This window comes from Marinomonas sp. G8-14 (assembly GCF_055808935.1).
Genome location: NZ_CM147891.1, coordinates 1984933 through 2004589, shown reverse-complemented (window position 1 = coordinate 2004589; position 19657 = coordinate 1984933). Strand labels below are relative to the sequence as shown.

Annotated in this window: 30 protein-coding genes; 27 read left to right on the top strand and 3 right to left on the bottom strand. The window is 46.3% G+C overall.

Annotated elements, in window-relative coordinates:
- Position 1 precedes the first annotated feature (1 nt).
- From AC0L6V_RS10225 to AC0L6V_RS10195, 7 genes are all read left to right on the top strand, one after another.
- Positions 2–352 carry a hypothetical protein gene (locus AC0L6V_RS10225; protein ID WP_265218839.1) on the top strand — a complete coding sequence of 117 codons (351 nt, stop codon included), beginning with the start codon at positions 2–4 and terminating at the stop codon, positions 350–352.
- The gene (locus tag AC0L6V_RS10220) at positions 353–793 is read left to right on the top strand and encodes an HNH endonuclease (protein WP_265218840.1); all 441 of its coding nucleotides are present in this window, start codon (positions 353–355) and stop codon (positions 791–793) included.
- Positions 794–815: 22 nt separating this feature from the next.
- On the top strand, positions 816–1064 hold the full coding sequence (locus AC0L6V_RS10215; RefSeq protein WP_265218842.1) for a hypothetical protein: 249 nt from the start codon (positions 816–818) through the stop codon (positions 1062–1064).
- Positions 1065–1179: 115 nt separating this feature from the next.
- Positions 1180–1650, top strand: coding sequence for a hypothetical protein (locus AC0L6V_RS10210; protein ID WP_418139001.1), 471 nt, complete (start codon positions 1180–1182; stop codon positions 1648–1650).
- The gene (locus AC0L6V_RS10205) at positions 1647–2228 is read left to right on the top strand and encodes a hypothetical protein (RefSeq protein ID WP_265218844.1); all 582 of its coding nucleotides are present in this window, start codon (positions 1647–1649) and stop codon (positions 2226–2228) included. The genes AC0L6V_RS10210 and AC0L6V_RS10205 overlap by 4 nt, the downstream gene beginning before the upstream one ends.
- Positions 2179–2805, top strand: a complete 627-nt coding sequence (locus AC0L6V_RS10200) for a tyrosine-type recombinase/integrase (protein ID WP_265218845.1) — start codon at positions 2179–2181, stop codon at positions 2803–2805. The genes AC0L6V_RS10205 and AC0L6V_RS10200 overlap by 50 nt, the downstream gene beginning before the upstream one ends.
- Before the next feature lie 322 nt (positions 2806–3127).
- Positions 3128–3448, top strand: coding sequence for a type II toxin-antitoxin system RelE/ParE family toxin (locus tag AC0L6V_RS10195; RefSeq protein ID WP_265218847.1), 321 nt, complete (start codon positions 3128–3130; stop codon positions 3446–3448).
- A gap of 7 nt (positions 3449–3455) precedes the next feature.
- On the opposite strand, the gene AC0L6V_RS10190 is transcribed toward AC0L6V_RS10195, so the two are convergent.
- Positions 3456–3785 carry a helix-turn-helix domain-containing protein gene (locus tag AC0L6V_RS10190; protein WP_265218848.1) on the bottom strand — a complete coding sequence of 110 codons (330 nt, stop codon included), beginning with the start codon at positions 3783–3785 and terminating at the stop codon, positions 3456–3458.
- Positions 3786–4168: 383 nt separating this feature from the next.
- On the opposite strand from AC0L6V_RS10190, the gene AC0L6V_RS10185 reads away from it, so the two are divergent.
- A complete protein-coding gene (locus AC0L6V_RS10185; RefSeq protein WP_265218849.1) occupies positions 4169–4738 on the top strand; it encodes a KilA-N domain-containing protein in 570 nt (189 codons plus the stop codon).
- Positions 4739–4781: 43 nt separating this feature from the next.
- Here AC0L6V_RS10185 and AC0L6V_RS10180 read toward each other — a convergent pair whose 3' ends face one another.
- Complete coding sequence (locus AC0L6V_RS10180; protein WP_265218850.1) at positions 4782–5351, bottom strand: hypothetical protein; 570 nt, start codon at positions 5349–5351, stop codon at positions 4782–4784.
- Positions 5352–5492: 141 nt separating this feature from the next.
- Between AC0L6V_RS10180 and AC0L6V_RS10175 the strand changes: the two genes are divergently transcribed.
- Positions 5493–5621 carry a hypothetical protein gene (locus AC0L6V_RS10175; RefSeq protein WP_265218851.1) on the top strand — a complete coding sequence of 43 codons (129 nt, stop codon included), beginning with the start codon at positions 5493–5495 and terminating at the stop codon, positions 5619–5621.
- 642 nt (positions 5622–6263) lie between these two features.
- On the opposite strand, the gene AC0L6V_RS10170 is transcribed toward AC0L6V_RS10175, so the two are convergent.
- On the bottom strand, positions 6264–6815 hold the full coding sequence (locus AC0L6V_RS10170) for a hypothetical protein (RefSeq protein ID WP_409419757.1): 552 nt from the start codon (positions 6813–6815) through the stop codon (positions 6264–6266).
- Positions 6816–7733: 918 nt separating this feature from the next.
- Here AC0L6V_RS10170 and AC0L6V_RS10165 point away from each other — a divergent pair.
- The 18 genes from AC0L6V_RS10165 to AC0L6V_RS10080 all read left to right on the top strand — a co-directional run bounded on the left by AC0L6V_RS10165 (position 7734) and on the right by AC0L6V_RS10080 (position 19655).
- Positions 7734–8012 (top strand): phage holin family protein, encoded by a 279-nt coding sequence (locus AC0L6V_RS10165; protein WP_265218852.1) that lies wholly within the window; start codon positions 7734–7736, stop codon positions 8010–8012.
- Positions 8009–8527, top strand: coding sequence for a hypothetical protein (locus AC0L6V_RS10160; protein ID WP_265218853.1), 519 nt, complete (start codon positions 8009–8011; stop codon positions 8525–8527). Before AC0L6V_RS10165 ends, AC0L6V_RS10160 begins: the two co-directional genes overlap by 4 nt.
- The gene (locus AC0L6V_RS10155; protein WP_265218854.1) at positions 8524–8694 is read left to right on the top strand and encodes a hypothetical protein; all 171 of its coding nucleotides are present in this window, start codon (positions 8524–8526) and stop codon (positions 8692–8694) included. The genes AC0L6V_RS10160 and AC0L6V_RS10155 overlap by 4 nt, the downstream gene beginning before the upstream one ends.
- Before the next feature lie 385 nt (positions 8695–9079).
- A complete protein-coding gene (locus AC0L6V_RS10150; RefSeq protein WP_418138999.1) occupies positions 9080–9574 on the top strand; it encodes a hypothetical protein in 495 nt (164 codons plus the stop codon).
- Positions 9575–9632: 58 nt separating this feature from the next.
- Positions 9633–11402, top strand: coding sequence for a phage terminase large subunit family protein (locus AC0L6V_RS10145; protein ID WP_265218857.1), 1770 nt, complete (start codon positions 9633–9635; stop codon positions 11400–11402).
- Entirely contained in the window at positions 11402–11635 is a 234-nt protein-coding gene (gene gpW, locus AC0L6V_RS10140; protein ID WP_265218860.1) for a gpW family head-tail joining protein, read from the top strand. Before AC0L6V_RS10145 ends, gpW begins: the two co-directional genes overlap by 1 nt.
- The gene (locus AC0L6V_RS10135) at positions 11632–12987 is read left to right on the top strand and encodes a phage portal protein (protein ID WP_265218861.1); all 1356 of its coding nucleotides are present in this window, start codon (positions 11632–11634) and stop codon (positions 12985–12987) included. Before gpW ends, AC0L6V_RS10135 begins: the two co-directional genes overlap by 4 nt.
- The gene (locus AC0L6V_RS10130; protein WP_265218862.1) at positions 12935–14044 is read left to right on the top strand and encodes a S49 family peptidase; all 1110 of its coding nucleotides are present in this window, start codon (positions 12935–12937) and stop codon (positions 14042–14044) included. The genes AC0L6V_RS10135 and AC0L6V_RS10130 overlap by 53 nt, the downstream gene beginning before the upstream one ends.
- Entirely contained in the window at positions 14044–14379 is a 336-nt protein-coding gene (locus AC0L6V_RS10125) for a hypothetical protein (protein ID WP_265218863.1), read from the top strand. The genes AC0L6V_RS10130 and AC0L6V_RS10125 overlap by 1 nt, the downstream gene beginning before the upstream one ends.
- Positions 14379–15365: a major capsid protein gene (locus tag AC0L6V_RS10120; RefSeq protein ID WP_409419755.1), complete on the top strand. Its 987-nt coding sequence runs from the start codon at positions 14379–14381 to the stop codon at positions 15363–15365. The genes AC0L6V_RS10125 and AC0L6V_RS10120 overlap by 1 nt, the downstream gene beginning before the upstream one ends.
- A 49-nt stretch (positions 15366–15414) precedes the next feature.
- The gene (locus tag AC0L6V_RS10115) at positions 15415–15768 is read left to right on the top strand and encodes a head-tail joining protein (protein ID WP_265218866.1); all 354 of its coding nucleotides are present in this window, start codon (positions 15415–15417) and stop codon (positions 15766–15768) included.
- Between the two features lie 3 nt (positions 15769–15771).
- Positions 15772–16341, top strand: a complete 570-nt coding sequence (locus AC0L6V_RS10110) for a hypothetical protein (protein ID WP_265218867.1) — start codon at positions 15772–15774, stop codon at positions 16339–16341.
- A complete protein-coding gene (locus AC0L6V_RS10105; RefSeq protein WP_265218869.1) occupies positions 16342–16863 on the top strand; it encodes a hypothetical protein in 522 nt (173 codons plus the stop codon).
- Positions 16863–17480: a phage baseplate assembly protein V gene (locus tag AC0L6V_RS10100; protein ID WP_265218870.1), complete on the top strand. Its 618-nt coding sequence runs from the start codon at positions 16863–16865 to the stop codon at positions 17478–17480. The genes AC0L6V_RS10105 and AC0L6V_RS10100 overlap by 1 nt, the downstream gene beginning before the upstream one ends.
- 23 nt (positions 17481–17503) lie before the next feature.
- Positions 17504–17701 (top strand): hypothetical protein, encoded by a 198-nt coding sequence (locus tag AC0L6V_RS10095; protein ID WP_265218871.1) that lies wholly within the window; start codon positions 17504–17506, stop codon positions 17699–17701.
- The gene (locus AC0L6V_RS10090; RefSeq protein ID WP_265218872.1) at positions 17701–18060 is read left to right on the top strand and encodes a hypothetical protein; all 360 of its coding nucleotides are present in this window, start codon (positions 17701–17703) and stop codon (positions 18058–18060) included. The genes AC0L6V_RS10095 and AC0L6V_RS10090 overlap by 1 nt, the downstream gene beginning before the upstream one ends.
- Entirely contained in the window at positions 18032–19033 is a 1002-nt protein-coding gene (locus AC0L6V_RS10085; RefSeq protein WP_418138998.1) for a baseplate J/gp47 family protein, read from the top strand. The genes AC0L6V_RS10090 and AC0L6V_RS10085 overlap by 29 nt, the downstream gene beginning before the upstream one ends.
- Positions 18993–19655, top strand: a complete 663-nt coding sequence (locus tag AC0L6V_RS10080; protein WP_265218875.1) for a phage tail protein I — start codon at positions 18993–18995, stop codon at positions 19653–19655. The genes AC0L6V_RS10085 and AC0L6V_RS10080 overlap by 41 nt, the downstream gene beginning before the upstream one ends.
- Positions 19656–19657: the final 2 nt, after the last annotated feature.

The window sequence follows — 19657 nt, the reverse complement described above, 5'->3', positions numbered from 1 at the left end:
CATGTACGATTTGTTTGATGAATTCCCAGCAACCGACGCGGCGTATTTCGAAGCCGCCAACAACGCCCACGACCTAGCGCACTGGAAACCCAGCCACGACACGGTCTACGAAGCAGGGCGACGAGTTGGTTTCAGCAAGCTACGCCGCCGCGACACAGGGGCAGGCCAAAGAGCCTTTGCCAAGGTTTACAAGGACGTGTGCAAGGCGTGGATGCGTGGCGAGCGATTCAAACGAGACGTTATTCAACCCAAGCAATACGGCGAGAAAATCAGCGAAAGCGAGCTATTACGTCGTCGAGTGTTTGGCCGTGAGCGGGTTGGGGATCTTAAAGCATTGTTGGGGAGAGGGTAGATGGCTTTATCAAAAAGAGAAAGACAAGCCGTTTGGAATAAGTCAGGAGGATATTGTTGGTATTGCGGAATAGAACTACCGAAAAAAGGGTGGCATGCAGATCATATTGAGCCAATACAGCGTCTTACCGAGGCTGTGCCACGAGAAGAAAGAAAAAATAAATATGTATTTGAGGTGCGTCAGACGGGCGAATGCCATAAACCCCATCTTGATCATATTAATAATATGGTGCCTGCGTGCGCTCCGTGCAATTTGTTCAAAGGCTGTTTTTCTGTCGAACAGTTCAGAAATGAGATAGCACAACAGATTGATAGGGCTAGAAGGTCTTCTGTCAATTTTAGAACTGGAGAGCGTTTCGGATTGATCGAAACGAATGACAACCCTGTCGTTTTTTGGTTTGAAAAGAATGCGCTACTGGACAGAGGGGAGTGTGTCAGTTGAAAGATTTATTAAGGGGGATGACATGAGTCTAGAAAACTTAATCCGCTATCATTTTGGCGATGGCTCTGAGGTTACTGCTAGCTGGAGTGAGGCGCCACGTGACTGTAATTACATTTATTTTTTTAAAGGAGCCTACGTCTTTCTAAAAGTGAAGGATGAGGGGTTATGGGAATTAGTGAATATTGAGTTTCATGATTGGGATCAAATCACGAACCCCATTCGAATCTCAGAAATCATGAAAAACGCATACCCACGACCTGTGGGTGTTTGAGAAATAGTAACAAGGTTTCAAACCAACCGACCACGTTTTATATAGGAATCAATAAACAATGCGCTGGCTAAATCGAGACAAACCCAACACATTAGGAGCGCTAGGATGGCGGATCGTGAACGATCAAGTAACGTACCTCATATCCAGTTCAGCCGACGCGGGTTGGTCTGGCGTGGGCAACACAGGGCGAATTTGTGAGTCCGCTCAACTGGGCATCACGCCCACCTTTGGCGGTGGTGGCGACAGCAACGCCGCGATGATCAAACAAATCCGCGCCTTATCCGTCAAAGACAAAGGCTTTGATTGGCTCTTTTGTGACCTGTCACAAATGCAAAAGCTTTGCTTATTTGCTGCGGTGCTGGCAGAAGGGCGCAAGACCATCAAAGGCAAACCGCTTACCAATGCCCGAATTGCCGCCACCTTGCCTACCTTCGCTGCCGAACTACGCCTTGGCCCCGCCCATGCCACACCAAGCGAAAAGACCTTTGCCAACAACATAGCAGAAGGGCGCAAACGCTTCTTGCTCAAGCTGCAAACCGAACTGGCCGCAAGACTCACAGAGGAACAGCTAAGGGCCATTGCATGACCAAAGGCACCACCAAGATCACCGACACCACCATCAAAGCCGCCCTGAAAACAGACAAGCGTTCCCTCTACGATGCGCGCCGTGTTGAATTTCACATCAACGCGGCGCGGACGGGTGGCACCTTTTACGATGTCGTCTACAAAGGCAAAAAGCGCCAGCGCACCAAGCTTGCCAAATGGCCAGCCGTCACCGCCAAAACCCTCTTTGCCGAACTTCCCGCCATACGTGCCAACGCCTTGGCCGATCGGGAAGCCAGCCTCACCGTGTCCGCTTTCCAAACAGGCGGTGAAGTCTTAATGTGGTACATGCAGCACATCGACGCCGACAAAACCTACTCGTCGGATTACGTGTCCACCTCGTCCAGCTACATAGGCAACCATCTACTCAGCCAGCTCGACCAAGTGCGACTCAACGACATCGACAAGCCCTTATTGTACAAACAGCTCTACATGCCCATGCAAAGCGATTACGCACTATCCACCATAAAAGGCGTGCTTGGCACCCTGAAAACCGCCTTCACCCGCGCCCATGAGACTCGGCCTCATTGCCAGCAACCCCACCAAAAACATTACGCTTAGCAGCTTCACCACCTCCCAGCCCGACAGCCAACCAGGGCGACTCAAGCCCCACGACTTACCCGCGTTACTCGCTGCTATTAATAAGCAACCAAAACAGCGCCGCGTCTTCTTCATGACGCAATTGCTACACGCCACCCGCGAAGGCGAAACCAGCCTTGCCGAATGGAAACACTTTTCGCCCACCCAATTAGAATGGTATCTACCGCCAGAGAACACCAAAAACGGCACCGAGCACCGCTTGCCCATCACCCAACACGCCATGGACCTGATCAACAGCCTGCCCAAGCGTGGCACCTATATATTCAGCGTCAAAGGCATCAAACCCATCACCACACGCACCATAGAGCGTTGGTATCAAAGCCTCAGCGACGACGTCGGCATCAAGTTCACCAGCCACGACATACGCAAACTCGCCCGCGACAGCTGGCAAGACATGGGCATCGACTGGGTGATTGGGGAAATGCTACTCAACCACGAACGGGACGGACTGGACAAACGCTACATGCACACCCATTCGAGAGAACAGATGCGCAAAGCGTTGGGGGAGTGGGGGAAGAATATAATTTTAAGAAAATAGATTAATGGATTGATATTAAAGGTAATAGATTAATATTAAAGGGAATAGATTAATATTAAAGGTAATAGATTAATATTAAAGGCAATAGATTAATGTTAAAGGTAATGGGTTAATATTAAAGGCAATTAATTTATGGATTGGTGATATCGAAAAAAGCTATTAAAATCAATTGTTTAAATTTTTGTCTTTTTGTCTGTGAAGAGGTTGGTTTGCTATTTATTTAATTTAATACTTTTTTGTTTAATATGCTTGAAGATTTTTTGTTTTGAATATATTATTCGAAAAATGACATTTTAGATTTATATTGAGTGAGGTCGGGAATTTGAAATCTTTTGATTTTATTAACGAAGCAGCAAAAAGAGAGTTCAAAAAGTTACCTAAAGAAATTCAAGTGGAGTTTGGTGCCAGTATCAATGCAGTACAACAAGGAGAGGATCCACTTACCGATTTTGAGCACATAGGTAAAAGTGTTGGTAAAGGCGCGATAGAGCTAAAAATAAATGGCAGTCCTGCATTTAGATCTATCTACTGTGCGAAATATAACGACACCGTATACATATTACATTCCTTCTCAAAAACCACTAATGGAGTAGATAAAAAGGCTATGAATACGGCCAAAGAGCGTTACAAGCTAATTAAGTAAGCGCTGCTTATGCAGCGCTTAAGTCTTTGGTTGTACATTTGAATGTAACAGTTTTATCTTTCTTGATTTTCATGGAAGGCTTGATTTGGTAGCCAACTTTAGCCAAAAATCGAATCAGTTTGTCTGCCGAAAATTTAGATACCTTCCCACTGGTAAGCTCACTGACTCTTGGTTGTGGTATATCAAGTGCTTGCATAATATCAGCCGTAGTCCACTCTTGAGCCTTGAAGTAGTTTCTGAGTACAAGCACCATATCTGCACGAAACTCAAGGTCTGCCGCTTCAGCTTGATCGTCTGCTATTGCTTCGAATATGTTGGAGTAATGTAATTTTTCCATAATGCTAACCTACTATTCATGAGATAAAAATATACAAAATTTCGTATAAAATTAATCTTAGTTTTTTTTGACAGGTAAGTCAACATATGCAATTCAGCATCCTTATTTTCTTGTATTGACCTCCCTGTCTTCCTGATCTACTATTTCCCTGCACTGGCAAAATCCAGTGTCGGGATTGGAACCTCGTTTTTACCAAAGCGGCCTAAAACACGCACCGCGTGTTTTTTTGTGGCCGAGATTCGCCTGTTATGGTGGGTCTTTGTTAGGCCAGCTTCGGCTGGGCCGTACCTTTGGGCGGTAGTTCCAACCTGATTTAGACCCACCACCTTTACTAAGATTGGAACCTTGTTTGGGTGGTTTATCCAAACCAAAGGAGGCCACTGATGGCTCATATTACTATTTCTTCAAAAGACATCCGCACACTCGACGGATTGTATTCCCTTAATGATCTTCATAAAGCGGCTGGCAGTGATAAAAAACACGCACCTTTTCGCTTCATGCGTAATGCTCAAACTCAAGAATTAATTGCAGAAATTGAGCAAGCACCAAATTTGGTGCTTGGAGTAAATACGGTTCATGGAGGAGTAAATAGAGGAACCTATGTTTGCAAAGAATTGGTGTACGCCTACGCCATGTGGATCAGCCCGAAGTTCAACCTAGAAGTCATCCGCGCCTTCGACCAAGCCCAACAGCCAGAACCCGAACCGATGCAACAAACCTTACCCAGCCCGATCCAAGACGACGAAAAACTCAAACTCATTAACGATGTCGCCAAATCCTTAGGCATCACAGAAAGCATCGCCGTCGTATCCGCCACCGACATCATGGCCATGATCCAAACCATCCGAAACTACCAACAACAACTCGCCAGAATCCAAACCAACCCCGCATGGGTCGACCAAACCATCGAACGCGTCAAAAACGCCACAGGCCGACACTTTGGAGAAGGTTAGAACAGGGAAGGACAAGGGGCGAAAGCCCCTTGTGTTTAAAATGCTATTTTGTGAAACAAGTGAGAGGATTTGTCACAGCCTTAGGCCCGTTTCCTGATATTGCTGAATCTACTAAGTATTTGGTCTCTGACTTAGAGGCAGCCCAGTTGTTATTTGCTTTTTGTTGAGATATTTCATTTCTTGAGTTGAGAAGAGGAGGGTTGTGAGTTAAGTCTTTGCTTTCACAATAGTTTGTAATATAGGCTTGCTCATTTAGATCTGTTTCTAGTGCCGTCCATCCATCAATGTCATTTGAAGATTGGATATAGTATTGCCAGCTTTTTGCGCCACTATTTTTCAATGCATCTATAAATTTTTGTTCACCCATGTGGGCTGATACACGATTCCAAACCATTTGATCGATAGTCAACCCTTTTTGTCTTGCTTGACCGACATAGAAAGGTTGATTGAGCATATCTTCATTTTTTGCATTTATAAGAGTCATTATATAAATAGCAGCATGCTCTCTGTTGGGGGAGTCGAGATTGTCTGCATAGCTGTATGGCGCCATCAATATTAGTGCGGTAAGCATAAATAAATTTATCTTTTGAGTTAAATTAAGTGTGCTTTTCATGATGTATCCTTATCTGAATGGGGATTGTATTTTGATTTTTGATGCGGGAACGGTCGATTACATGGTGTTACACTAAACGTTTGTGTTAAAAACTTTTCGGCTATGTGAAAACTTTGACTTACTTATGGCGTAGTCGACATCATGGCCATGATCCAAATCATCCGAAACTACCAACAACAACTCGCCAGAATCCAAACCAACCCCGCATGGGTTGACCAAACCATCGAACGCGTCAAAAACGCCACAGGCCGACACTTTGGGGAGGGTTAGAACAGGGAAGGAAAACAAGGGGCGAAAGCCCCTTGGCACTGTTTAGCGGCAGAGTGGTCCACTGTTGCTCGCCATTGCCTCAAATGCGGTATGGTTTTTATAACAGTGGTCATTTATCCAATGTAAACCATCAAATTTTATAAATAGTACAGTTGCAGTGCATGCTATGACGATTAGACAAATTTTTAGATATCGCATTATTTATTTTCCTCATGGTAATTTTGTGAGGAACCTATTGTAGGGACAAAATTGAGGCAAGTTTCCACGTTTTAGTAGCAAAAAATGGCGCTTAATTCGACCTAAGGAAAAAAAATGACCTAATTAGCGTGTTTGATCGATCATTTCTGGCCGAAAAATCGGAAATCAATCTGCTGGGCAAACAACACTATCAAACGAGTGAAAAGCGCCACAGGCCGACACTTCGGAGAAGGATAGCATTCTTAAGTTGTTGCAATATGTTTATAGGGGCGCTAAGATTAATTCATTGACAGAGATGTCATATGGATGCAGCAGAGTGAGTCACATCACACATCCGGCTACCGTAAAAGGTCGAGGGCAACCCGGTAAAGGCTTTCTGAATATCGGGCATAGGCTCAAAATTTGGATCAATGCTCGACGGAACCCGCTTTTAGGCGGGTTTTGTTATTTCTGGGGTTTGGGAAGCGGTTTTCCTAACCTAAGATTCTTCGCAATGTTGAAAAAGTTCACCTTATCCAGCTTGGGCATCACGTCCTCAGGATAAGCACTGGTAATGTGTATCCTCATTAACTTTTTCTCTCGGTACATCTTAAAGGGCACGAAATAGATGATTTGCCCTTCTTCCTCTGTGTTGATAGTGACAGAGGCATAGCTTCCATAACCTGCGTGTCCTATGCGGGTTTTTTTGTCTCCAAAGGCATCAACAATTTGTCTCAAATACTTTTTTGATAATTCATATCGAACAAAGCAAAACGGCCTGCTTTCTTTTAGGGTGTGGTACATCAGATCCGCTTTTTCCGCTTCTGTTTGATGAGGGTAGTCCTTTGCAAAGCAGTGGAACGAGTAGGAAACTACAAAGGTATAGGTTTCTTTTTTCCCGTTTATGATATCGGAGTAGGTCGCTTCATGGGCGTCTAGGTGACTAAGATCGTATACTTGGCCGTTTGCATCGGTAAACGGCCTCCACTTAGCTACCTCGTCTATCTTTCTCCGCATTCCTCGTCCCAATTTATCAAGAGTAAAGCCGAGTAATATACCTTTGAACAGTTATGAATTCCATGTTGGCGAAGGAGGGTTGTATTTCATATCGCCTCATTTCTGGTCGAAAAATCGGAAACTATGTTAATTCGCATAGTTCAAAATAGTGTGAGCATCTATCGCCGCCATGCTAAATGACTAGGTAGGATTAATTAGTTGAAGCGCCTTGAAAATAAAAATACTGCATATATAAACTGTATGGATATCCAGTTGTTTGTGATATTCATATAATTACTTTTTAAAATAGGAATGTTTATGTTGAAAAAAATAACATTGGTTGCCGTTTGTATTATGTCTCTAAATGTACCTGTTCAGGCCGAAACGATTAAGTTGTCACCGAAACCGACGGTAACAACCTCTAACGATTCATCAGATCAGCGTTGTGTCCACAATGGTATGCAGTATAGCGTTGGCATGGTGGTTACGACTGATGAAGGGTCATTTAGATGTTCCCCTCCGGTATTATCAGTACATTGGCAATCTGTTGAAAAATAAGATTCGATAATGATCTTCGAACCACCTTCGGGTGGTTTTTTTGTGCCTGAACAAAACATATTTATCAAAAAACACCTGTGATTTGCCGCCAACATGCCGCCATTGAGTTGTGAAGCCGCTTTGCTGTAGCTCAATAAATACAAGGCTTTAACCATAAAATGTCGCTTTCATAAGAAGAGAACGACATTTTGCTTTTGCGCGCGCAAGGCTTGCGAGGCAGGGAATTAGGCGCTAAAGTATCTCCACGCTGTTAGTTTTGTATCTGACAGCAACACAACTTATCAGGCCTCGCCAAGTGCGGGGCTTTGTCATTTCTGGGCCTCGCTTTTTGCGGGGCTTTTTCGTTTCTGGACTGGACGCACCATATGAAATTCCTACCGGATGAGCCTCCTACAAACAGCGGCATTCGTCATGGTCGGTGTGCTAGGTGGGGCTGTGAAATATCTTCGTGACTTTCAGCAAAATTCTAAAAAATTCTCATTAATTCATATGCTTATCGCGGTTTTTACTGGCGGTTTCTTGGGCATGTTGACGTTCTTTTTGTGCACGTCGATGAACATGCCGCCAGCGATGACAGGCTTTATGTCGGGTGTAGCGGGGCTGATGGGTGATGAAGCAATCAAACTATTTATCAATCGATTCAAGCGGAGCCTGTCATGAGTTTAAACCTATCTCAATTACGTGAATACGTTGTGGTGCCTGCGTTACAGCAGCTGGGAATGTATTCATTAGCCGCTGAACAGCTTGTGTTAGGGACGATTGCCCAGGAGTCCCACGGTTCGTATCTGAAGCAATTAGGGAAAGGCCCAGCACTTGGCTTGATTCAGATGGAGCCAGCTACGCACAAAGATCTTTGGTTGAACTTCATCAAGTATAAGAGACCAATCCGACACGCTTTGTTGATGATGACGTCTGATAGTGTTGATGAATCCTATGATGTGAACGGTTGGCCTGATCATGTTGCGCTTATTTGGAACCTCAGATATGCCATTGCGATGTGTCGTGTCCACTACTATCGAAGACCAGAGAAACTGCCAGAAGCCAATGATATCAAGGCTTTAGGGGCATACTGGAAAGATCACTACAACACAATTCATGGCGCTGGAACGGTGCATGAGTTCGTCAATAACTTTCCGTTTGAGCTGTACGGAATCGATAAGGAGCAATACGTATGAGCACGATTTTACTAGCCATTTTGAAGACATTACTGACTAAATTGGTCACTGAAAAGGTGTTAATTGCCGTATTCCTACATGTGGCCGAATTCCTGACAAAAAAGAGCAGCAATACTCTGGATGATAAGCTTGTTGAGGAAGTAAAAAAGGCCCTGAACGAATCTTGAATTTCCCCTCAATTTGGCTCGTTTTTGTTAGCTGTTGATAGAGCTGTTTTCCGTGACAAAAACAGCCAATGTGTATTTTGAGAAAAAACGCTCAAAAAAGGCTGTTTTTACGTCATTCCTGACCGTTAGGTTAATGTCTTTAATTTTGTTTAAGTTGTTGATTTGTATAGAAAAGGTACTCTGTATGGGGGCCTTTTTTCTGCGGGTCTAAGACTCGCGGGGTCACAGAAATTTTTCAGAAAATAACTTGTTATTCCTATTCCGGTTTTATCCACTTTTTCGATTAAATGAGAATATTTTGTAATGAGGCTCAATAACTGTACTTGCAAGTGCGCTTGGCATTGTTGATCGCACAATTCGAAACCATGTTAAAGATGGCTATGAATTGATTTACCTAGCTTCGGGGAAAATTGATGTTGAGAAATCTGTTCATTCTTATGTGAAATATCAATCTGAAAAGATACGTCACATGAAGGCTAATAGAGGTAGGGAATCGGGGGGAACTAGAAGAAATACACAACAGCCAAAAACCCTCGAAGATTGGAAAAAAGAGAAGGAAAAGCAGGCGGCAATAAAACTCCATCTACAAAATGGCCGTGAAAGCGGTGAATTAGTGCCATATGACGCCTTGTTGGAGTTGGTAAATGGCCCACTTTCTATGTTTAGAAGGCAGCTTTTAGACGTGCCGAATCAGTTACAAAAACGCTTAAAGCTTACACCAAAAGAGGTGAAATCCATTGAGCAGGTGGTTGAAGGTGCTTTTGACAGTTTGAACGAGCTTGGAAATGATGAATTACCGTCGCTTATCGAGAGCATTCTCGAAAAATATTCTAAGCATTACGTCCCCGCCGAAGAAGATACCGTTAATACCGTGGAGTAAGGAAAACTATAATTCCGATGCTCAGATATACCCGCCAAAGTCATTTCAAAAGGCTTGGTTGCTTGCGCTTGAATCGCCTTATATTGAAAAAATCGTTCTGTCTAAAAGTGCGCGTGTTGGTTACGCCATATTCATAAACACGTCGGTGGCGTGGCTGGTATCGAATGATCCTGGCAACATCATGATTGTTCAGAACACGCAAGGCGATGCGGAAAAGTTCGCTACGAAAGAGATAGGTAAGGTGTTTAATCACTGCTCATCAGTGATGTCTAAGTTGTACGGCAAAAACACCTCAACCGAGAAGAGCTTTTTTGGTGGTGATTTGTCCGTTGTTTGGGCCACGTCTGCCAGTAGCTTCAGGATGGTGACGATAAAATATCTCTTTATGGATGAGATATCGGGTTATCCAGATAACGTTGACAAAGAAGGTGATTCGATTGATCTGGCTATTACGCGTACTGAGAGTGAAGGACAACGCAAGATTGTTCTTGGCTCCACACCAAAAGAAGCAGGCACTTGTAAGATCACCCGCGAGTTTTTGCGAACCGATCAGCGTTATTTGTATGTGCCTTGTCCTCATTGCGATTTCAAGCAGCGCTTAAAGTTAGAGAATTTCCGATACTCGCCAAAGAATTACAAAGACGCGCATTTCGTCTGCATTCATTGCAGCGGCAAGATTGAAGAGCACCATAAATTCAACATGGTGGAGGCGGGGGAATGGCGCGCCACGCGAGAGTTTGAATGCTGTGGCGTTCATCAAACGCCAGAACGATGGGACGAAACCGGCTCCGCTTTGTGCTGCAAATGTGGCGAACCGGGCGACACCAACGAGCGCGGCAAAATAGACGCGGGCTTTCATATTTGGTCGGCCTACAACGACAACCCGAACACATCGTTGCCTTCGATTGCCGCCGAATACGACAAGGCGAAAAAAGACCCACGCAAAATGCAAACCTTCATGAATACGAAGGTGGGCGTGGAGTACTCGGACGCATCACGGGCGCACAAGCTTAACAACTTCGAAGAGTTGTATAAGCGGCGAGAATACTACTCGCCAATGGAGTCTTTGCCTGAACAAGTGCGCTGTGTTTTGGCGACGATCGATACCCAAAAGAATCGCTTTGATTATCACTTTTGGGCGGTTGGTGAGCGTGGCGAAATGTGGGCAATTCACTATGGCAAAATCCATGGTGACCCTGAAGATGTTTCGACCCAGCAAAACCTCATCCGCGAATTAGAAACCGAATTCACCTTATCCGATGGGCGAACCATTGGCGTGTTTGCGGCGGCCATGGACTGTAACGGCCATGCGTGGAAAGCCATGCTGGAATTTTGCGCCCCATATCAAGGTTGGATTTTTGCCATTCGTGGGGAAGGGAATGCAAAAACCAAATTCAAACCTGAATTCACACTCACCTACAAGGTTCACCCAGAAGCACGATGTGAGTATCGCAGCCTTAACGTTCATCAACTTAAAAACCGCGCGGCAGAACGTTTAAACAACGAAATGCCGGGTAAGAACTTTATCCATTTCCCCGTAAACGATGTGTTCGATTTGGTCTATTTCCAAATGCTGACTGCCGAGGAATTGAAAGGCAGTGGCAGCAATGTGAAGTGGGACAAAAAGCCCGATCAAAAGCGCAACGAGCCTTGGGATTTGCTCGTTTACGTGCTGTGGCTTTACGACTTCTTACGACCCGAAATACAAGACGCGTCACCCCAAGAGCCGCTTGGCTTGATTGATCCAAACGCCCACAAAATCACAGACGATATTATCGAAACTGACTACGGCGATTATTACGAAACGTCAGATTATGGAGACTACTGATGACGATCTATTCTACTGATGACAACTTAAAAATCGTCCAGCAAGCGATAACCGACCTAGTGCAAGGTAAGCGCAAAGTGCGCGTGGAATACACCAATCCGCAAGGTGGGCGTACTTCCATGCAATACACAGACGTGAGCTTGTCCGAGTTACGTTCGTTAGAGCGTCAAATGATCAGTGATTTGCAGTCTGTTCCCTTGATGGAAAGCGTCGATGTTGAGGTGGTATTTTGAGTTATTCCAGTGTTGCTAAATCGCCCTTATTCAAAGGCGCTGAGCTGCATGATAACGAGAAAAGCGAAAACGTTCTTTTAAAAGAAATCACCGCTAGCCATCACCTTATTCGCAATAATCCCTTGTTGCGAGTGGGGGCGTCTCGCTTTCGTGCAAGCTGTATCGGTGGCGGTGCAAAGCCGGTTTTCGATCCTAAATTGTTCAGTGAATCCTTCATTCAAAGTTATGAGGAATGGACGCTTTATTGTGACTTTTACGAAAACACCAATTTTGCAGGCGTACAAGCCTTAGCCGTTATCACCATGCTACTGGATGGCAGCGCGTTCATTGTGCGTCGTCGAACCTTGCACCGCATACCTTTGCAAATACAGGTCGTTAGCCCGTTAAGTCTGGCGATTGGTTTAGAGCGAACAGGGTCAGGGAGTTACGTTCGTGGCGGCATCATGTACGCCAAAAACGGCAAAGTGAAAAAGTACGCTTTTTACAAACTGCCACGAGATCACCCAGACTTTGACGAAGACTCGGTGAATTGGATACCCGCTGAAGACGTGATCCATCTTCGTGATGTGGTGCATGTTTCGCAAAGCACGGCACAGCCTTGGATTTCTCCTGGTGCAGACTTCGCCAAGCAATACCAAGACAACCAAACCGTCGAGATTAAGTCTCGGATGAAGCGCGTTGGCCAACAAGTCTTTGCCTTGAAAGAAAACGAAGTCAGCCAAACCGCAAGCGGCCCAGCGAGCCAAAGAACGCCTCAACGCCTTGTGCATAATGCCGGTGGTGTGACCTTCTTGAATGGTGTGAAAGAGATTAAAACCGCGTCACCCGCTGAGATTGCAGGCAACTATCAAGAGCATAACAACCAAGTGTTGCGAATGATTGCGGGGCTGTTGGGCATCACATACGAAATGTTAACGGGGGATTTAACGCAAGTTAACTACTCCAGTATTCGTGCGGGCATGATCAACCATCGCCGCTTAGTTGGGCAATTACGAGACATCGTTTTAGGCCCTGCGTTTAACCGGATTTTAGGCTGGTTTATTGATGCACTCCATCTAGGTACATCCGAGAGTTTGCCAAACTATTTTGAGAACCCTTACACCTATCTCAACCCCACATGGATTTGGCCAGAATGGGAAGAAATTGACCCACTCAAAGCCGCTAAGGCGCTGGTGTTAGAAGTTCAAAACGACATCACATCATTGGAAGAAGTCTCGAACAGTCGCGGCAAAACACTCGACAAACATTTGGATGGCGTTCAACGAAGCCAAGAAGCGAAACAATCAAGAGGAATAAACGATGCGGCATCTTCTGCAGTTGATGACGAACTCCCCGATGATGATGACGATTGACGCTCATCAAGCCAACTTTGAGTTACTCAAACAGTTTTACCAGAACCCAAGCCTGTTTTTAGGCGGCGAAAAAAGCGGACGAGTCGACACCTTTTGTCACTTGTCGGTCTTTGGTCCCACCTCGCACCGCTTCAATGGCTTAGACGCGCATTGTAATGAAATACTGTCTTACCGAGACTTGCGGCAAAGCTTCAACGCCCTGGTTCAAGATGATTCGGTGAAGAGTATTTTCGTCGAATTCGACGGCCCCGGTGGTGAAGCGTCGGGTTGTTTTGATCTGGCTAACTTGATCAAAGAAATTGGCGCGATTAAGCCAGTGATTGGCTTCATCAATGGTGGTTCTTATTCTGCCAATTATGCCTTGGCCTGCGCTTGTACTGAGCTATATGCCAGCCCACACAGCATGGCGGGTTCCATTGGTGTGATCTTTGGCCGTCGTGAAATCCATAACGACAAAGAGACCATTACTTACTTCACCACAGGCGAAGCCAAAGCCGACGGTTCACCGCATTTGGCATTGAGTGAGGCAGAGCGCGAACGTCACCAAGTCATGGTGAACCAGTTGGGCGATGCCTTTTTTCAATTGGTGGCGCAAAACCGAGGCGTTGACGCCACTCAAGTTCAAGCATTGCAAGCCAAGATTTTTAGCGCTCGCGATTTACTCACTCACGGCCTAATTGATGGCATCAAAACAGAGGACGAGATTCATACCATGATGACAGATGCAAAACACAAACGAATAGTCGCACAAATCAACGCGGCCCACGAAGCGGAAACCAGCGACCTAAAAGCGCAAATCGTTGCGTTACAGCAATCGTCCCTTGCCCAAGCGAACAATCAAACAGAGCTGGCGAAAAAGATTAACCATCTTGCCAAAGCTGCTGGTGTTCCAGAAATGGCAGGTCAGCTTATTCAAGACAACGCCAGTGAAGAGGCCGCGGCAAAAGCATTGAAGGAAGCCGCCGCGAAAAAAGACGAAGACATTTCATTAACCAGCGGTTTGGAGTCTCACAAGGAAGAGAGCTACGACATGCTGCAACTGATTGAGGAAGCGTAATGCAAGAGATTAAAAATAAGGTCTCCGACTCGTTAATTCTTCTCTGGACCCACGAGCGTGGCGAGCTGTGCATCAAGCAAATCGATGCTGCTAAGGATCAGCCAGAGTGGGCCATTGTCACCAAAGAGGGTGAGGCACTAGATGTTTCAGCGGAAGGCTACGATGGTAGCGACGCTTACGGCATTCATGCTGGCGGCGGCAAGGTTTACTGGGCGAATTCGGTATTCAATACGCTGTACATCGCATGGCCAGACGGGGTGACGGAGCCGATCAAAGCGGCCATCACAGAACAGCTTGAAAAAGCATTCATTGTTATCAAAAAAGGGTCACAGTAATGGAAGATTTATTCGATCACGAGGCGTTTTCACTTGTCTCACTGACAGCGGGTTTTAATGCATCGGTTCACATCGATACTGACGTTTTAAACATGTTTAAAGTGGAAAATGTCGAAAACCGTACTGTTATGATTGTGAAGTCTGGTAAACAACTTCAAGTCTTGATGCCCGGTGAAATCGGCCAAAATCCAAACATTGACGAACACGATGCTGAGAACGCAGTACCAGTGCATTTGATTCGTTATCCATTTGATACGCGAATTGTTCCTAGTGACCTGTCACGCATTGGTTCACTTCGTGATAAGAAGATTAAAGCGCAAGAATTAGCGGCTTTGGTCAAGAGCCATATGGGTAAGCACAAAAGCAACCATCGTTATACTGCCGCATTTACTGCCTATTCTGCATTGAAAGGCAAAGTGAAAAACAAAAAAGGCGCGGTTCTGATTGATTTGCATAAAGTGCTGGGTGTGGAAGAACGTAAGCTGGACTTGAAGCTAGGTACTGCCACAACGGATGTGCCTACTTTGTTAAAAGCACTTCGTAAGCAGACGGTCGATAATGCCAAAAAGCATGGTCATTTAACGCTGCAAGGTGTTGAGTGCCGAATTGGTCAGGAACTGATTGAAAAGATCCTCAACCACGACAGCATCAAAAAATTCTACAGTGATGAAATTCATGCAAAACGCGTGGTGGCTTTCGCTGATGATCCAAGTCAAATCAACATTTGTGGTATTAAGTTTATTGCCGACGAAGCGGATGAAGTGGCTACAAAGGGCGCTTCTTACCCAGTTGGAGTCAATGACTTATGGTGCATGTTGCGCGCGCCAGCGGATGTGTTGCATGCCAGCTCCGCCAAAGCCCGTGAGTGTCATATCACGACCAAAGAACTGGACCATGACGAAGGCTTGGAAATCCGCTCCCGCGCGATTTACTTGCCAATCGCTCGTGATCCATCTTTGTTAGCTGAAATCTACAGCTCTAACTAACAGAGCTTTTTCTTTCCCAACTCCTTATCTTTTGACCTATGAGGCGCTTATGAATCTCAGTCATCGTGCTGTCTTAGACGCACTCAAAAGCGACATTGATAAAGAGTTTGGGCAAGACGTGATATGGATATCGCAAACTGGTACTACAGGCACCATAACAGGGACGTTCTCATTCATTGAACGCGACGTGAACACCACGTCGAAATCAAAAACAGCAGGGCAATTGCATGTTGATGTGGTCACCGCGACCTTTTGCGTATCACCCCACCATTGCCCCTGCGAAGAGGGGGATCGCCTCGAAATAGACGGCGTTCCCTATCTGATTTTACCCTTTCAACAGGGTGAATATGAAATCGTGCTTCCCCTAAAAGTGACGCAAAACAAAGACCACAACTGGCGGTAATGTATGAACCTACAAATCGATTTAGGGGAAGGTGTTGCCGAGTTAGAAGATCAATTAGAACTGTCTATCCGTCAGCTTCAGACAGCCGTGACGCGAACGCTTAAGAAAGTGGCGCGCTGGCTAGAGACCCAAACCAAACGTGAGTTAGGAGTGGCTTTGTCGGTTCCTCAGCGAGTGTTAGCAGCACGTTATTACAAAACCTTTTACATCAAAAACGGCCAACGCACGGTGAATGTTTGGTTTGGATTAGCGCCCATATCCGTAGCGGCCTTGGGCAAACCCAAGCAAACAGACATTGGCGTAAGAGTGGGAAAGCATCATTTTGTTGGCGCCTTTATCGCCACCATGAAAAATGGTCACAGCGGCGTATTCAAACGCAAAAATGACTCAGGTGGTAAGCGTTCAAAGCGAGCCGATGGGCAATGGACAGAACTGCCCATCGAAGAAGAGCGTTTCCTTATTAATGACATCGCTCAACCAATCATAGAACGCTATCACGTGCGAGCCGAAGCGCGCTTTCGCCAAATCTTAAAGCAAGAAATCAACTTTGCGATGAACGTCGAGGGGCAATGAGTGCTAACCAATATCAATTTAAGCGATGTACACCAAGCCATTATCGATGCTTTAAAAGGTCGTTTCCCTAAAGTCACCATTGACAGCTACGACCCAAGCGAAAACCTTGAGTCTCTCGCTCCAGCTTGCCTGCTCAACATTGAAGAGCTGCCCAAAGCGCCAGATGTTGGCGATGGTCGTTATCCCGTCGTGGCGCAGTTTGCCATTCATTGTGTGTTGGGCCGTGAAGTCCCAAATCTACAAATGGAACTCCAAGAGTTTGCCGTGGCTGTATCCCAGTTCGTTTATGAAAAGGGCATTTGGTTAAAAGGTTCCGTGTTAGAGAAGCCATTTAACGTCGAGGCGTACCCTGGCAATTTTCGCAAAGACACCTGTGGCGGTTTCGATTCGTGGGTGGTGAATTGGGAACAAAAGCTCTATCTCGGTGCATCCACTTGGCAACCTGAAGCCGTTAAAAGCGGCATTCGCATTGCGACCAACCCAACCAATGAAAACGACCAAGACGAATACCGGAGCCTCTAATGCGCCAACTGATTGAAGCTATGGTTCGGGATATGTTGCAACCGTATCTTGATCGAATCGAAGAGCTAAGTGAAGAAACCGAAGACCTAAGGCGACGCCTACAAAGCATCATTCGCCTTGGCCGAGTGATAGCCGTTCACGAATCTGGCAACTTGATTAAGGTGCAGCACGGCCAACTTAAAACGCCTTTTATTCGTTGGTTTGCTTACGCCGCTGGCGAGACGTCAGATTATCGATGTCCATCCGTGGGCGAACAGGCGGTATTACTTAACTACGGCGCAGGCAATAACGGCACCCAAACCGTCGCGTTGATTGGGTTATTTAGCGATGATTTCCCCGCGCCCAGTAACGACCCAAACGAGATTGTCCGCTTTTATCCAGACGGTTCGCTCGTTTCCTATCATGCGAAAAATCACCTTCTCAAAGTCGAGGTGAAAGGTGATGTGGTCGTCAATGTCGATAAAACTGCCAAGGTCAAAGCAGGTGGTGAAGTCACGGTCGACGGCAGCATGATCAAACTGAACAAAGGCACTGGCGTAGTCACCGGCGCGCACAAATGCATGGTAACAGGCTTACCCCACGCTGATTGTTCATCCACCGTCACTGCTGGCAAATAAGCGCTGGTAAAGAGGTATTCAACATGGCACTCAATCCCGAACAACTCGCTAAAGACATAGAATCCGCCATGCAAGCCAGAGGTTTTCAACCGCTAGCAGACAAAGCCGCAGGGCATGCTTGGTGGTTGGCGTTTGCGGAAGGCATTGTGAATCACATCACTCAAAATGCAGAGGTGCCGGTTAAAGGTGGATCTTCTGCAGGTACATACAAGGTGACTTAATGGTTGGTATCGACCGCAAAACAGGCCGCAAGATAGATGGCTTCGATCAACTTGTGAGCCGTATTACCCAAGTCATGACTACGCCCAAAGTAGGGCGAGCAAAACGCCCCACCTTTGGGAGTGAGGTTCGTCAATACATGGGCGCAAACATGGCCGACAGTATGCTTATTCGTCTGCAAGCGGCTGCGATTGGCGCCTTTTACGAACCAATCAACGGCCTAACGGACTTTGTGCCGTCGCGCTGTGTCGCCAAGCGATTAACCAATGGATTGGCCTTATATTTCGAAGGTCAGTGGAATGGACAGACTATTAAATTTGAGGTGCCGTTAGATGTTTCCCCATCAAAATCCACTGCCTAAACCGGAGATCATCACCACCCCAAATTTTGATGATCTATTCAAAACGGTTAAACAAAGCGTGCTGGCGTACTTGTCAGAAAACGCACCGGACGATGTGGCAGGTGTGAGTGAGACCTTTGAAAACGAAGCGGAGTTGTTAACCAAGTTCACCGAGGCATTCACCGTCATATTGCAAAGCCAATTTAGGCAAATGAACGCCCAGGCGTTACAGATGTTTGGCATGTATGCGACCGACGATGCCATGGTGGATTTGATCGCCAGCCAACTTGGGGTAGAGCGGCAAATAATCGATGAAGGCGACCCAAACGCCTTTCCCCCAGTGCCACCGACCGTCGAAAGCAACGAAGCGTTACTGACACGTTACTACCTAGCCGCCTATGCATTAGCAACAACTGGCACACGGTCGGGTTATCGATTTAACGCCATGACCTTAGGCGGACGCCCTAAAGTCACCGTGGAGAGCCCAAGTAAAAGCAAAGTCGTGGTGACATATGAATTCGAACCGCACGAGATGGCAGGACAAACAAAAGATGCTCAAGCACGACGCGTTGCACCAGGGGAAGTGGATTGCTTCATCTTGGCTCATGCAAATAACGGTGTCCCTGCTGAGGCATTGATTGCGGCAACACAGCAATACATGCAGCGGGACGACATCGCCCAAGAGACCGATTTACTCACCGTCAAAGCGCCAACCATCAAGCCTTGGTCTTGTGAAGCCGTGCTTTATATCCGAACGGGCTCCGATGCCGATATGGTCAAAGCCGCCGCAGAAAAAGCCGTGCGAGAGTATGCCGAGCAACAACACAGACTGGGCGGCAGTATCGAGCTGTCTATGTTGTATAGCGTGCTCCTAAAAACAACCGGATCCCATCGAGGCGACATACTGCAACCCACAGAGCCATTGCGTTGCCAATTCAACGAGGCGCCTTACCTTGAGTCAGTCCAAATTACCGTCAACACTGAAAACCTATAGTGTTTTACCGGATAACCGCAGCCCGCTCGAGCGAGCATTAGAGCTTGCCTTGAGCGAAGCCCTGTACTCGATTGATCATCCATACCCAGAATTGCTGGATGCACAGAAAACACCAATTAAAGCAATTGCCACACTAGGAATTGATCGACAAGTACCCGTGTGGGACTCGACAGACACCGAACAAGTCAAGAGAGATCGTACACAACAGGCATGGCGAAACAGGCAGCTAAGCGGTACGCGAGCAGGGTTTATTAAAGCACTTGGGCAAATGGGTTTTGGGGCTGATGTTACGCCATGGTTTAAAAAGCCCAATGAGTTAGAACCGTATTACTTTCAAATTTGGGTTTATGCTTCCGATCGTGTATTGACGCCAGAGATCAATGCTCGAATAGATCAGCTTCTTACAGAAATGAAGTCAGAGCGAGATTCCTATGTTATGGATCTGGCGCGTGAGTCGATTGCCTCGCCGCGCATTGCCGTCGCCGCCGAGATCGGAGTCACCATCACCTCCGCGCCCTTTGTGCCAAGTGGTGGCGGGTCTAACGCATTAACGCATACGGGCATTGCCCAACACCTACGAATCATTTCCACATCGGAGCCAGCAAGAAATGAGCGACTATAGAA